The following is a 13,314-nucleotide window of genomic DNA, read 5'->3' as shown; positions in this document are numbered from 1 at the left end:
CCGAGGGACGAGGCGCGAGCCGGAGTCCCACGCCCGCCTACATCCCGACTGGTTGCGAGTTGAGCCGGTCGACGCGCCGCTGGAGGGCGTGTCGGGCGGCGGAACTCGCAAGAAGTGGGGTGGCTGGGGGAGCGGGGTGGCTACCGTGGGTGGGTGGACCACCAGCCGGTGCGCGTCGTGACCGACGCCGAGCTCGTCGACGCCGACCCGACCTCGGGGATGCTGCGTCGGCGGGCCTTCGAGCTGCCGGGGCTGTGGGCCGGCCAGGTCGTCACCGAGCCGGGTGCCGTCTCGGGGTGGCACCACCACGACAGCAACAGCAGCGTCCTCTACGTCGTCCGTGGCGTGCTGCGCCTGGAGTGCGAGGGCGTCGAGGGATGGGTCGACGCCGTGCCGGGCAGCTACGTGCAGGTGCCGGCGTTCACCGTCCACCGGGAGTCCAACCCCGGGCGCGAGCCGTCGCTGGCGGTCATCGCCCGCGCCGGGACGGGCATCCCCACGGTCAACGTCGACGAGGCGCCGCCGCCCCACCGGGGACGCGGGTGAGCGCGACGCCGACCCCGCCGGGCGGCACGGCGGTGCCCGACGACTCGGGGCCCCTGGACCAGGTCCGCGGGGCGGCGGCCGACCTGGCCGCGCCGGTCGTCGACGCGGCCCACGACGCGCTCGACGCCGCCCACGACGCCGTCGACGTGGTCGCGGAGACGGCGCACCAGGTGGCGGAGGTGACCGCGCAGGCCGCGGAGGTCGCCGAGACCCACGCCGCGGTGAGCACCGGTGCGCGCCTGGGCTTCTTCCTCGACGGCCTGCTCCACGCGGCGATGGGGTGGGCCGGCCTGCAGATCGTCTGGCTCGGGCACAGCCGCAGCACCGCCGACGAGTCGGGCGCGCTCACCTCGATCGCGACGTCGCTCGGCGGGCGGGCCGTCCTGTGGGTCGGGGTCGTCGGCTTCGCGGTCGTCACCGTCTGGAACCTCGCCCGCGCCCTGACCGGCCGTCACTGCCACACGCGGCTCAAGCGTCTGGAGCACGCCGCCGACGGCATCGCGTACGCGACGGTGGCGTGGGCGGCCGCGGCCTTCGCGATCGGTGCGGGCCAGACGAGCCGCGACTCGACGGTCGGCATCACGCGCACCCTGCTCGGGCTGCCCGGCGGCGTGCTCCTCGTCGTCGGCACCGGCATCGCGGTCGCGGGGGTCGGCGCCTTCAGCATCTGGTCGGGCCTCTCGCGCGACTTCCTCGTCGACCTCGCGCGCCGGCCGGGCCGGGCGCTCGTGCTCGTCGGCATCGTCGGGTTCGTCGCCCGCGGCGTCGCGTTCGGCATCGTCGGGCTGCTCTTCGTCATCGCCGCGTGGACGCACGACGTCCGCGCCTCGACCGGCATCGACGGTGCGCTGCGTTTCCTCCAGGAGGCGCCGGCCGGCCGCTACGCGCTCGCCGTCGTCTCCCTGGGACTCGTCGCCTTCGGCGTCTACCTGATGACCCGCGCCCGCCACCTCCTGCGCTGACGCGCCGCGTCCATCGGCGAGGATGGCCGGATGCGCCTGACGACCGGGACCGCCGACGCCGCCCTCGACCAGCGGCTCTCCGACGAGCTGGACCGCGTGAACGCCGCCGCGACACCGGGACTCGCCCCGGCGGAAGAGCTGACCGTCCGCGTCACCGACGACGACGGCGAGCTCGTGGCCGGTGTCTCCGGCTGGACCTGGGGTGTCGCCGCGGGCATCGGGATGACCTGGGTGCGCGAGGACCAGCGCGGCACCGGCGTCGGCCGCCGGCTGCTCGACGCGTTCGAGGACGAGGCCCGCCGGCGCGGTTGCGCGCACGTGTACGTCACGTCCTTCACGTTCCAGGCGCCGGCGTTCTACGAGCGCGCCGGCTACCGCGAGCTCTTCCGCTGGGACGACGTGCCGGCCCGCGGCATCGCGGACGTCCACCTGCGCAAGGACCTCTGACAGGCCGAACGGCCTGTGCCGCAACCGCCCTCAGGCGCGGGGCGGGATCTCCCCGGAGCCGCGGCTGACGAGCGTCGGGTCGACGACGAGGTGCTGCGGCGGCGAGGTGTCGCCGCCGATGCGCGCGAAGAGCCGCTCCGCGACGAGCCGGCCGATCTTCGTCACGTCCTGGCGGACGACGGTGAGCGGCGGGTCGAGGAGGTCGGCCAGCGGGAAGTCGTCGAAGCCGACGAGCGCCACCTCGTGGTGCACGCCGCGCTCGCGCAACGCCCGGACGGCCCCGGACGCGAGGATGTTCCGGCCCGCGAAGACCGCGGTCGGCGGGTCGTCGAGGTCGAGGAGCCGGTGCACGACCTCGCTGGCCTCGTCGGTGGAGGCGACGCCGTCGACGACGAGCCGCGGGTCGGGCCGCAGGCCGCGGTCGGTGTGCGCGGCGGTGAACCCCTCGCGCCGCAGCTGCGCGGTCGTGAGGGTCGGCAGGTGGAAGAGGGCGGCGATGCGCCGGTGCCCCCGGTCGAGCAGGTGCTCGGCGGCCATCCGACCCCCGAGGAGGTTGTCGATGACGACCGAGTCGACGTCGACGCCGCGCGGCGGCCGGTCGACGAAGACCGCCGGGGTGCCGGTGCGCAGCTCGGCGACGAGGTAGTCCTGGCGGTCGCTCGCCGGCATGAGGACGAGGCCGTCGACCCGGCGCGTCACGAGGTCGTGGACGAGCTCCTGCTCGCGGTCGACCCCCTCGTCGAGGCTCGCGGCGAGGACGCCGGTGCGGTGCGAGCGGGCGGCGTCCTCGAGCGAGCGGAGGAGCCCGGCGGAGAACGAGTTCGAGACGTCCTGGACGAGCGCGCCGATGAGGCCGGACCGCGCGCCGGTGCGCCGCAGGTTGCTCGCGGCGAGGTTGGGCCGGTAGTCGAGGCGCTGCACGGCGGCGGCGACGCGCTCGCGGACGTCGGGCGAGACGCCCGCCTCCTCGTTGACGACGCGGGACACCGTCTTCAGGCTCACCCCCGCCAGGGCCGCGACGTCACGCATGGTCGCCCGGGGGCGACTCTCTCCTGACAACGATGTCACGGCCATGTCACAAGGTGTAGCCCATCTCTTGACCTCGGCGCAAGCAGCCGGTACAACTGTGGCTTGACAACGTTGTCACCCGGCAGCGTCGTTCGGTCCAGCCCAGCACTCAAAGGAGAGTCACGGACATGCAGCTCCGTCAGATCCCCACGACGCGCACCGCTCGCCGCGCCGTCGTCTCGGCCGCGATCGTCGGCCTCGCCCTCACCAGCACCGCGTGCAACCGCGGCAGCGACGCCGACACCGGCTCCGGAGGGGAGGCCGCCGTCGGCGTCACCCTCATCACCAAGGACTCCACCAACCCGTTCTTCGTCGCCATGCAGAAGGGCGCCCAGGCGGACGCGAGCAAGAACAACGTCAAGCTCACCGTCGCCTCCGGCAAGCAGGAGGGTGACGACCAGGGCCAGATCACGGCCATCGAGGACGCGATCGCCCGCGGCGACAAGGGCATCCTCATCACCCCGATGTCCACGGGCGTCAACGCGGCGATCAAGAAGGCCCGCGACGCCGGCCTCTACGTCATCGCCCTCGACACCCCGCCGGACCCCGCCGACACCGTCGACATCACCTTCGCCACCGACAACCGCTCGGCCGGCAAGCTCGACGGCCAGTGGGCCGCCGCCACGCTCGACGGCAAGCCCGCCGTCATCGCGCTCCTCGACCTCTTCGACGACAAGATCGTCTCGGTCGACTACAACCGCGACCAGGGCTTCCTCGAGGGCATGGGCATCGACGTCGCCGACGGCAAGAAGAACGGCGACGAGGCCGCGACCGGCAAGTACACCGGCGGCAAGGGCGGCGACTACACGATCGTCTGCAACGAGGCCAGCAACGGCGCCGAGGACGGCGGCCGCACCGCGATGGAGAAGTGCCTCGCGAAGAACCCGAACATCAACCTCGTCTACACGATCAACGAGCCGGCCGCCGTCGGCGCCAACGCCGCCCTCAAGGCCGCGGGCACCCAGGCGACCATCGTCTCGGTCGACGGTGGCTGCGCCGGCGTCAACTCCGTCAAGGAGGGCGTCATCGGCGCCACCGCCCAGCAGTACCCGCTGAAGATGGCGACCCTCGGCATGGAGGCGATCGCCAAGATCGCCCGCGGCGGCGAGAAGCCGCAGACCACCGAGGGCCTCGACTTCTTCGACACCGGCGTCGCGCTCGTCACCGACAAGCCGGTCGACGGGGTCGAGAGCATCGACTCGACCAAGGGCTCCGAGATCTGCTGGGGCAACTGAGCATGAGCTCCACCACCGGTTCTGCTGCCGCCGAGTTCGCTCGGCGGCAGCAGTCGCCCCTCCAGCGCGTGCAGGGTCTCCTGCACAAGCGGCCGTGGCTCAGTCCGCTGTTCCTGCTGTTCGTGGCGTTCCTCGCCTTCTTCATCGCGACCCCGACGTTCCTGACGCCGAGCTCGATGGGGATCCTGCTGCAGCAGACCGCGGTCGTCGCCGCGCTGGCGGTCGGCCAGACCATCGTCATCCTCACCGCGGGCATCGACCTTTCGGTCGGCGCGATCATGGTGCTGTCGATGATGGTCATGGCCTCCCTCGCCCGTGACGGTGGGATGCCCGGCCTCCTCGCGCTGCTCATCGGCGTGGCCCTCGCGACGCTCGCCGGCCTCGTCAACGGTCTGCTCGTCACGCGGATCAACCTGCCGCCGTTCATCGTGACGCTCGGCACCCTGAGCATCTTCACGGCCATCGCGCTGCTCTACTCGGGAGGCGAGAGCATCCAGGCCGAGCACCTGCCGCGGCTGCTCAACTTCCTCGGTGAGGGCTTCGGGATCGGGTCCTTCCGGTTGACGTGGGGGATCGTCGTCGTCGTGCTCATGTACGCGGTGATGGCGTTCGTGCTGTCGCAGACCGCCTGGGGGCGCTACGTCTACGCCGTCGGCGACGACGCCGAGTCCTCGCGGCTCTCCGGCGTCCCGAGCCGGCGCATCCTCCTCGGCGTCTACACCGTGGCCGGCCTCATCTACGGCCTCGCGGCGTGGATCCTCATCGGCCGGGCGGGCGCCGCCACCCCGAACGCGGTGCCGGACGCGAACCTCGCGTCGATCACCGCGGTCGTCATCGGCGGCACGAGCCTCTTCGGCGGCCGGGGCCGGCTCATCGGCACCCTCATCGGCGCGCTCATCGTCCAGACGTTCTCGTTCGGGCTCTCGCAGCTCGGTGTGAACCAGCAGTGGCGCTACCTCGCGACCGGTGTGCTCGTCGTCGTCGCGGTCGCCATCGACCAGTGGATCCGGAAGGTCAAGGCATGAGCACCATCGACAAGCTGCCCCTCACGGTCGACCACATCCCGGAGGACCGTCGGCACATCTACGACGCCGAGCCGATCCTCTCCGCGCGCGACCTCGTCATCACCTTCGGGCGCGTCGTCGGTCTCGACGGCGTGAGCCTCGACCTCTACCGGGGCGAGGTGCTCGCGGTCATCGGCGACAACGGCGCCGGCAAGTCGACGCTCATCAAGTGCCTCACCGGGGCGTACCTGCCGGACTCCGGCCGGCTGCGGCTCGACGGCAAGGACGTCGCCTTCCGGCGGCCGCAGGACGCCCGCGAGGCCGGCATCGAGACGGTCTACCAGCAGCTGGCCGTCATCCCCGCCCTCGACATCGCGAGCAACCTGTACCTGGGTCGTGAGGAGCGTCGCAAGGGCATCCTCGGCTCGGTGTTCCGGATGCTCGACAAGGGGGGCATGGAGAAGCGCGCCGGGAAGTCGGTCCAGGACCTCGGCATCCAGACGATCCAGAACATGGGTCAGGCCGTCGAGACGCTCTCCGGTGGGCAGCGTCAGGCAGTCGCCGTCGCCCGGGCCGCGGCGTTCGGGTCCAAGGTCGTCGTCCTCGACGAGCCAACGGCCGCGCTCGGCGTCAAGGAGTCGGGGATGGTCCTCGACATGGTCAAGCAGCTGCGCGACAGCGGCCTGGCCGTCATCCTCATCAGCCACAACATGCCGCACGTGTGGGACGTCGCCGACCGCATCCACATCCAGCGGCTCGGGGGCTGCGCCGGTGTCATCACGCCGCAGTCGCACGACATGGGGGAGGGCGTCGCGATCATGACCGGCGCCAAGACCCTCTCCCGGTCCTGACCGCGTGGCGCCGCACCTGCACCTGTCACCAGGTGCGGCGCCACGTCCCGGGGCGAGCACCCGCCGGGTACCCCTGCCCACCATGGGTTCTCCTCTCCCCGAACCCGACCGGCGATGACCATCGTCGTGGGCTACGTCCCGCGCAGCGACGGGCTCGCCGCCCTCGAGGCCGCGCTCGCCGAGGCCGCACGGTGTGACGAGCCGCTCGTCGTCGTCAACGCCGGCGCCGACGCCGACCCCCGCGCACGCGGGCGCGCAGAGCGCCGCGACATCGAGGCGATGTGCGCCGACCTCGCCCGCCGCGGGGTGCCCGTCGAGGTGCGTCAGCCGGCGCGCGGCCTCGCCCCCGCCGACGAGCTGCTCGAGGCGGCCCGGGCCTGCGGGGCACGGCTGCTCGTCGTCGGCCTGCGCGACGGGGGGCGCCCGGGGTCCGGCGACACGACCGTCGTCCGGCTGCTCGTCGAGGCCGAGTGCGACGTCCTCGTCAGCCGCTTCGTCCGGGGCTGAGCGGCACGGGCTCCCGGTCCGTGGACGACGGCGGCGCGGACCCGGCACGGCCCGGCGCGCTCTGCTAGTTTCGTGACCGGTTGCAGCAACAGCAGTACCTCGAAGGTCGAACTACCCTCGCGCCACAGGGGGCTGGAGTCGCATCCACGGCCGGTGCGCAGTGTGCCGGGCGAGTGACACACAGGAAAAGGAAGTACCCCCCACATGGCACAGGGCACCGTGAAGTGGTTCAACGCCGAGAAGGGCTTTGGTTTCATCGCCCAGGACGGTGGCGGCCCCGACGTGTTCGTTCACTACTCCGCCATCGACACCCAGGGCTACCGCAGCCTGGACGAGAACCAGAAGGTCGAGTACGAGGTCACCCAGGGCCCCAAGGGCCCGCAGGCCGAGCAGGTCCGCCCGATCTGACGCCGGTCTCCTCCGACTGACGACGACCCCGCCCGGGTGCACCGGGCGGGGTCGTCCGCGTCCGGGGGCCTCCGGTCAGCGGTCGGCGAGGGCGGTGAGGAAGCGCTTGGCGACCGGCGCCGCGGTCTGCCCGCCGCTCACGCCCTCCTCGACGAGCACGGCGAACGCGACCTGCCCCTGGTAGCCGGTGAACCACGTGTACGGCTTCTCGTCGACGCCGTGGTCGGCGGTGCCGGTCTTGCCGCGGACGGTCCCACCGGGGGTGCCCCGCAGCGTCGTCGCGGTCCCGGTCGCGACGACCTCGGCCATCATCGCCCGCAGCTGCGCGACGGCCTGTCCGTCGAGCGCGGTGGGCCGCGGGGTCGTGCCGCTGCGGACGAGCACCGGGGGCACGTAGGTGCCGCGCGCGACGCTGCCCGACATCACCGCGAGCGCGAGCGGCGAGGCCTCGGTCCGGGCCTGGCCGATGACCGCCGCGGCCTGGTCGGTGCCCTTGCGCGTCTCGGGGATGCTGCCGTCGAAGGCGCCGTCGACGCCGAGCGTGGACGCCCAGCCGGCCCCGATCCCGAGGGCCTTCGCCGCCTCGGTCAGGTCGGTCGTGCCGAGCCGCTGGGAGAGCGAGATGAAGGCGGTGTTGCACGAGTGCGCGAAGTCCTGCGCGAACGGCACCGAGCCGGGGATGGACTCACCCGCGTAGTTGCGGAACGAGCGGCCGTCCACGGTGATCGTCCTCGGGCAGGGGACGGTGCTCGTCGGCGTGGTGAGCCCCCGGGTGAGGTAGGCGTAGGTCGACGCGATCTTGAAGGTCGACCCGGGCGGGTACTTGCCGGTGATCGCGCGGTCGAAGCCGTTGCTCGGCGAGCTCGCGGCGGCGAGCACCTCTCCGCTGCGGACGTCGACCGCGACGACCGCCCCGGGGACGGTGAGGTCCGACTCCGCGAGGGCCTGCTCGGCGGCCGTCTGCACCGTCGGGTCGAGCGAGGTCGACACGTCGTCCCCGCCGGTCGGGGCGACCTCGAGGACGCTGGTGTCACCGGCGCGGACGACGAGACCGGGGCGTCCGGCGAGGCGGCCGTCGTACTGGCGCTGGAGGCCGCTGACCCCCGCCCGGTCACCCGCGACGTACCGGCCGTCGCTCCCGTCCACGACCTCGGCGGTGACCTCGCCGACGGTACCCAGCAGCGGCTGGCCGAAGGTACGCGTCGGGCCGAGCGGCTGCGTCGCCGTGGGGGCGATGACCCCGGTGATGGCGTCGAGCCGCGCCTCGCGCTCGCGGTAGTCGGAGTCGCGGTAGGTGATGACCGGGATGGGCGCCTGGGACCCCGACCTGCGGCGCTGGGCCAGCGCCTCGACGACCGAGCCGGGGCGCACCCCGGTCACCTTCTCGACGGCGGCCGCGTCGGCCGCGTCGGCCTGCACCGGGTCCAGCTGCACCTGGTGGACGGTGCCCTGCGGCATGAGTGGCTCGCCGTCGCGGTCGAGGAGGTCCCCCCGGGTCGGGGTGGTCCGCTCGAGGGTGAGCCGGGCACCGGCGGCGAGCGAGGGGTGCCAGCGCGAGCCGTCGTCCGGACCGGTGACGAGCCAGCGGCCGTCCCGCTCGACGAGACGCGCAGGGGTCGAGTAGCGCCAGGGGACGTCGCCCGGGAGCGTCCAGGCGACGTCGAGCGAGGCCGTCGCGCTCGTCCCGTCGCGCCGCAGGGCCCCCGGCCGGGCGGTGACGGTCGACCCGCCGAGGCCCTTCACCGCCGCGGCGAAGTCGGCCGGTGCGCCGGTGGCGGCGAAGGGCACGGACGAGAGGTCCTTGCCGTTCCAGGCCGCGGCGTAGCGCGCGAGGGCGGACCGCGCGGCGTCGTCCTCGGCGTCGCCGCGGGCGAGCACCCACCACGCGCCGCCCCCGGCCGCCACGACCAGCGCAGCGACCACTCCCAGCACCCACCCCGTGCGTCGTCCCATGGGGCCATCCAACCCGATGCCGCCGACGTCCGCCGGATGCGTCGGTCGAGGGTCCTCGCGTTTCCAGCCGCCGCACAGGTGCCGTCCGTACACTCGGACGGTCGTCCGTCTCTTTCGCCCGGCGCCCGCCCGGACACGGCGACGCCGAAGGAGCACACCGTGTCGCAGCCCACCCGGAGGGCGCGCGCCGAGCGCGCGCGGGCGACGCGTCGCCCGCGTCGGCGGCGGATCGTCACCGTCGCCGTGGTCTTCGTCGTCGTCGCGACGCTCGTCGGCGGGGCCGCCTGGTGGCGCCTGGACGGCAACATCAGCCGGCTGGACATCAGCGGTGCGCTGTCGAGCGACCGGCCGACCCCGGTCGACGCCGACCCGACGAACATCCTCCTCATCGGGTCCGACACCCGAGCGGGGCAGGGCACCTCGGACGCCGGCTCGGTGTCCGGGGCACGCTCGGACACGACGCTCATCGCGCACCTCTCGGGCGACCGCAAGCACGTCACCGTCGTGTCGATCCCGCGCGACTCGATGGTGCCGATGCCGCCCGGCTGCGACGCGAAGGTGCCGAAGCAGCAGTGGCCGGTCCAGCAGTTCAACGCCGCCTTCAGCATCGGCGGCCCGGCGTGCCTCATCAACACGATCGAGGCCAACACCGGCATCTTCATCAACCACTTCGCGGTCGTCGACTTCAACGGCTTCAAGGGCATGGTCGACGCGCTGGGCGGGGTGCCCGTCTGCACCCCGGTGGCCATCAGGGACCCCAAGGCCCACCTCACGCTCTCGGCCGGCCGGCACACACTCAACGGCACGCAGGCCCTCGGGTACGTGCGCACCCGGTACACCGAGGGCGACGGGTCCGACCTCGGCCGGATCAAGCGCCAGCAGGCGTTCCTGTCCTCCATCGTCCAGGAGGCGACCCGCACCTCGCTGCTGCTGCGCCCGGACCGGCTCTACGGCTTCCTCGACGCCGCGACCAAGTCGCTGACGACCGACGAGGACCTCGGGCTCGGCACGATGCGTGACCTCGCGACGTCCGTCCAGGACGTCGGGATCAAGAACGTCGCCTTCGTCACCGTCCCGGTCGAGCCCTACGTCTCGGACGCCAACCGCGTCCAGTGGACCTCGGCGGCGGAGCAGCTCTGGAGGACCATCCGCACCGACCAGCCGGTCAACGAGCCCACGAAGAGCCCGACGCCGACCGCGAGCCAGGCCGCGCTGACGGTGAGCCCGGCCGACGTCGCCGGTGTCGTCGTCGTCAACGCCACCGGCGTCGACGGGCTGGCGAAGCAGGAGGCCGACGCGCTGCGCGTCCAGGGCTTCCCCCAGGTGACGACCGACTCGACCTCGGAGCGTCCCGACGGCGTGCTCGTCCAGTACACCTCGGGGCAGGAGCAGGCGGCCCGCACGGTCGCGGCCGCCTTCCCGGGTGCGAGGACCGAGAAGGCCGACGGCCTCGGCACGACGATCCGGGTGGTCGTCGGTCCCGGCGCGAGGACCGTCGTGGAGCTGCCGAACCGTCTCGGCTCCGACCCGATCCCGACCCCCTCGGTCACCCCGCCCTCCCCGCAGAAGTCGATCGAGGCCCGGACGGCCGACCAGGACATCTGCGCCTGACGCCCGAGGGGGCCCCGCCGGTGCGGACCGATACGAAGTCCTCGGGTGCTGGTGCTTTCGTTCCCGTCCCCGCCCGGGGTCTCCCCACGCGGCCCGAACCTTGGTTTCATGCGGGACGGACCCGCGACGTCGCGCGTGACAGCGGCGGCGGGCCGCGCGCGAAAGGACCCCTCCGGTGACCGCACTCACGACGACCGCGCCCGACGCGGGCGTGCCGAGCCCCACGTACGACCGCACGACCGCCACGGTCGGCATCGTCCACTTCGGCTTCGGCAACTTCCACCGCTCCCACCAGGCGATGTACCTCGACCGCCTCATGGAGCGGGGCGAGGGCCTCGACTGGGGCATCTGCGGGGTCGGGGTGCTGCCGCAGGACGCCGCGATGCGTGACGCGATGCGCGCCCAGGACTGCCTCTTCACGCTCGTCGTGCGCCACCCGGACGGCTCGCTGGAGCCGCGGGTCGTCGGGTCGGTGCTCGAGTACCTCTACGGGCCGGAGGACGCCGAGGCCGTGTACGCCCGGCTCTGCGACCCCGCGGTGCGGATCGTCAGCCTCACCGTCACCGAGGGCGGGTACCTCAAGAACGCCGCGACGGGGGCGTTCGACGCGACCGACGACGCGGTCGTCCACGACGTCGACCACCTCGAGAACCCGCGGACGGCCTTCGCCTACGTCGTCGAGGGCCTGCGCCGCCGCCGCGCGGCCGGCCTGGAGCCGTTCACCGTCCTGTCCTGTGACAACCTCCAGGGCAACGGCGAGGTCTGCCGCCAGACCGTCACCGGCTTCGCCCGCCTCGTCGACCCGGCGCTCGCGGACTGGATCGAGGCGTCCGTCGCGTTCCCCAACTGCATGGTCGACCGCATCACCCCCGCGACGACCGACGCCGACCGCGAGTCGCTGCTCGCCGACTTCGGCATCGAGGACCGCTGGCCGGTGCCGGCCGAGCCCTTCACGCAGTGGATCGTCGAGGACGAGTTCCCCCTCGGGCGACCGGCGCTGGAGGAGGTCGACGTGCAGTTCGTCGACGACGTCAAACCCTACGAGCTGATGAAGCTGCGCCTGCTCAACGCCAGCCACCAGGCGCTGGCCTACCTCGGCGCCCCGGTCGGGTACACGCTCGTCGACGAGACGATGCGCGACGAGCGCATCCGCAGCTACCTCGAGCGCTACATGGCCGACGAGGCCGCGCCGACGCTCGGCGAGCTGCCCGGCATCGACCTGCCGGGGTACATGGCGACGCTGCTCGAGCGGTTCGCCAACCCGGGCATCCGCGACACCCTCGTCCGCCTGGCCACCGACGGCGCGAACCGGATGGCGACGTTCACCCTCCCGGCGGTGCGCGCCAACCTGGAGGCCGGGCGACCGGTGACCCTCGGCGCGCTCATGGTCGCCGCCTGGGCCGAGTACTGGGCCCTCATCGCGCGGGGTGGCCTGCCGGAGAGCGAGATCCCGCCGGAGGTGCACGCGCGGGCGCTGCGTGACGCGGCGTCCGACGACGACCCGGCGGCGTTCCTGCGCATCGAGGCCGTGTTCGGCGACCTCGCCGACGACGAGCGCTTCCGCGACGAGTTCTTGCGGATGCGCAGCGCGCTCGCGGCCGAGGGCGTGCCGGCCACGCTCGACGAGGTGCTGGGGGGCTGAGCGGGCCGGGCGCCGTCGGACCTCAGGGGTCGACGGGGGCCCGCAGGCCGAGGCTGAAGACCTCGGGCGGCGGCTTCTGCGACGACTCGAGCTTGCGGTAGGACGTCGGCGTCGTGCCGACCTCGGCGAGGAACTGCCGGTTGAAGTTCGCCATGTTGTGGTAGCCGCTCATCGCCGCGACCTGCGCGATCGGGTGCTCGGTGGTGTCGATCAGCCTGCGCGCGTGGGCGATCCGCAGCTTCTTGACCATGTTGCTGAAGGTCATCCCGGTCGCCGACTTGAAGTACTTCGAGAAGGTGGGCTCGGACATGTAGGCCATCCGCGCGGCCGTCGAGAGCCGGATGTCGCCGGTGAGGTTCTCGAAGATGTACGCGAGGCCGGCCTCGACCGCGCCGAGCGAGCCGGCGTCGGTCGGCCGGCCGAGCCACTCGCTCGCGACGACGTCGCGCTCCTCCGCGGGAGCGGCCGCGAAGAGCCCCAGCAGGCGGAAGAAGTGCGCCATCTGCTCGGCGCCCTGGGTGCGCGTCACCTCGAGGATCGTCTCGGCCGCGCGCCACGCCGTGGCCCCGGAGAACACGAGCCCGCGCGTCGACAGGCGCAGCACCTCGTCGACCTCCTGGAGCTCCGGGATGAGCTGCATGCACTGCCGGATCCAGTCGTCGGAGAACTGGACGACGGCGTCGCGGTCGACGGCGACCTGGCCCGGCTCGAGGTCGCTCACCCAGTCGTGCGGCAGGTTCGGCCCCATGATGCTCACGTGGCCGGGGGAGAAGGTCCCGACGTGGTCGCCGGCGATGAACGACCCGTGGGACTTCGTGATGAGGTGGATCTCGTACTCGGGATGCGCCCCCCAGCCGCAGATCTCGCTCGGGAAGTCGTGGGTCAGCACGCGCAGGGCGTGCTGGGGGTGCGGCGGGATGATCTCGCGCCGCGGCGCGTCGGGGTAGGGGCCGCGGACCAGGGGGGTGTCGGGCTCGGTGCCCTCGACGGCCAAGGAGGGGAAACCCGCGAGCTTGAGCCGCGGCGTGCCGGTGGACTGATACGAAATCGTCACCACTCCTCGTTGACATCCTCGTCAGG

At 72.9% G+C, this 13,314-nt stretch carries 13 protein-coding genes; 10 read left to right on the top strand and 3 right to left on the bottom strand.

Translation table 11 applies throughout. The features are described 5' to 3' along the window. The first annotated feature begins 153 nt into the window (after positions 1–153). Genes KMZ30_RS07100 through KMZ30_RS07090 form a run of 3 tightly spaced genes read left to right on the top strand, consistent with a single transcriptional unit; the run spans position 154 to position 1,955 of the window. Positions 154–546: a cupin domain-containing protein gene (locus KMZ30_RS07100; protein WP_308279612.1), complete on the top strand. Its 393-nt coding sequence runs from the start codon at positions 154–156 to the stop codon at positions 544–546. Continuing rightward, positions 543–1,508 carry a DUF1206 domain-containing protein gene (locus KMZ30_RS07095; protein ID WP_215511957.1) on the top strand — a complete coding sequence of 322 codons (966 nt, stop codon included), beginning with the start codon at positions 543–545 and terminating at the stop codon, positions 1,506–1,508. Before KMZ30_RS07100 ends, KMZ30_RS07095 begins: the two co-directional genes overlap by 4 nt. Before the next feature lie 30 nt (positions 1,509–1,538). Further along, positions 1,539–1,955, top strand: coding sequence for a GNAT family N-acetyltransferase (locus KMZ30_RS07090; RefSeq protein ID WP_215511958.1), 417 nt, complete (start codon positions 1,539–1,541; stop codon positions 1,953–1,955). Between the two features lie 30 nt (positions 1,956–1,985). Here the strand turns inward: KMZ30_RS07090 and KMZ30_RS07085 are convergent, their stop codons facing one another. Beyond that, entirely contained in the window at positions 1,986–2,984 is a 999-nt protein-coding gene (locus KMZ30_RS07085; RefSeq protein WP_226905175.1) for a LacI family DNA-binding transcriptional regulator, read from the bottom strand. A gap of 167 nt (positions 2,985–3,151) precedes the next feature. Here KMZ30_RS07085 and KMZ30_RS07080 point away from each other — a divergent pair, with 167 nt between their 5' ends. The 5 genes from KMZ30_RS07080 to KMZ30_RS07060 all read left to right on the top strand — a co-directional run bounded on the left by KMZ30_RS07080 (position 3,152) and on the right by KMZ30_RS07060 (position 7,028). Beyond that, the gene (locus tag KMZ30_RS07080; protein WP_215511960.1) at positions 3,152–4,258 is read left to right on the top strand and encodes a substrate-binding domain-containing protein; all 1,107 of its coding nucleotides are present in this window, start codon (positions 3,152–3,154) and stop codon (positions 4,256–4,258) included. A gap of 2 nt (positions 4,259–4,260) precedes the next feature. Then, positions 4,261–5,283 carry an ABC transporter permease gene (locus tag KMZ30_RS07075; protein ID WP_215511961.1) on the top strand — a complete coding sequence of 341 codons (1,023 nt, stop codon included), beginning with the start codon at positions 4,261–4,263 and terminating at the stop codon, positions 5,281–5,283. Beyond that, positions 5,280–6,113, top strand: coding sequence for an ATP-binding cassette domain-containing protein (locus KMZ30_RS07070; RefSeq protein ID WP_215511962.1), 834 nt, complete (start codon positions 5,280–5,282; stop codon positions 6,111–6,113). Before KMZ30_RS07075 ends, KMZ30_RS07070 begins: the two co-directional genes overlap by 4 nt. A 114-nt stretch (positions 6,114–6,227) precedes the next feature. Beyond that, on the top strand, positions 6,228–6,620 hold the full coding sequence (locus KMZ30_RS07065; protein ID WP_215511963.1) for a universal stress protein: 393 nt from the start codon (positions 6,228–6,230) through the stop codon (positions 6,618–6,620). Between the two features lie 204 nt (positions 6,621–6,824). Then, positions 6,825–7,028 carry a cold-shock protein gene (locus tag KMZ30_RS07060; protein WP_030527001.1) on the top strand — a complete coding sequence of 68 codons (204 nt, stop codon included), beginning with the start codon at positions 6,825–6,827 and terminating at the stop codon, positions 7,026–7,028. 75 nt (positions 7,029–7,103) lie between these two features. Here KMZ30_RS07060 and KMZ30_RS07055 read toward each other — a convergent pair whose 3' ends face one another. After that, on the bottom strand, positions 7,104–8,981 hold the full coding sequence (locus tag KMZ30_RS07055; protein ID WP_215511964.1) for a penicillin-binding transpeptidase domain-containing protein: 1,878 nt from the start codon (positions 8,979–8,981) through the stop codon (positions 7,104–7,106). 159 nt (positions 8,982–9,140) lie between these two features. Between KMZ30_RS07055 and KMZ30_RS07050 the strand changes: the two genes are divergently transcribed. Next, positions 9,141–10,592: an LCP family protein gene (locus tag KMZ30_RS07050; RefSeq protein WP_308279613.1), complete on the top strand. Its 1,452-nt coding sequence runs from the start codon at positions 9,141–9,143 to the stop codon at positions 10,590–10,592. A 175-nt stretch (positions 10,593–10,767) separates the two neighbouring features. After that, a complete protein-coding gene (locus KMZ30_RS22285; protein ID WP_215511966.1) occupies positions 10,768–12,234 on the top strand; it encodes a mannitol dehydrogenase family protein in 1,467 nt (488 codons plus the stop codon). 22 nt (positions 12,235–12,256) lie between these two features. Here KMZ30_RS22285 and KMZ30_RS07040 read toward each other — a convergent pair whose 3' ends face one another. Next, complete coding sequence (locus tag KMZ30_RS07040; RefSeq protein ID WP_308279614.1) at positions 12,257–13,288, bottom strand: AraC family transcriptional regulator; 1,032 nt, start codon at positions 13,286–13,288, stop codon at positions 12,257–12,259. Positions 13,289–13,314: the final 26 nt, after the last annotated feature.

It is taken from the genome of Phycicoccus mangrovi (assembly GCF_018729305.1).
GTDB lineage: Bacteria > Actinomycetota > Actinomycetes > Actinomycetales > Dermatophilaceae > Phycicoccus > Phycicoccus jejuensis.
The sequence above is the reverse complement of the archived record's forward strand: the minus strand, read 5'-3'. Positions and strand labels throughout refer to the sequence as shown.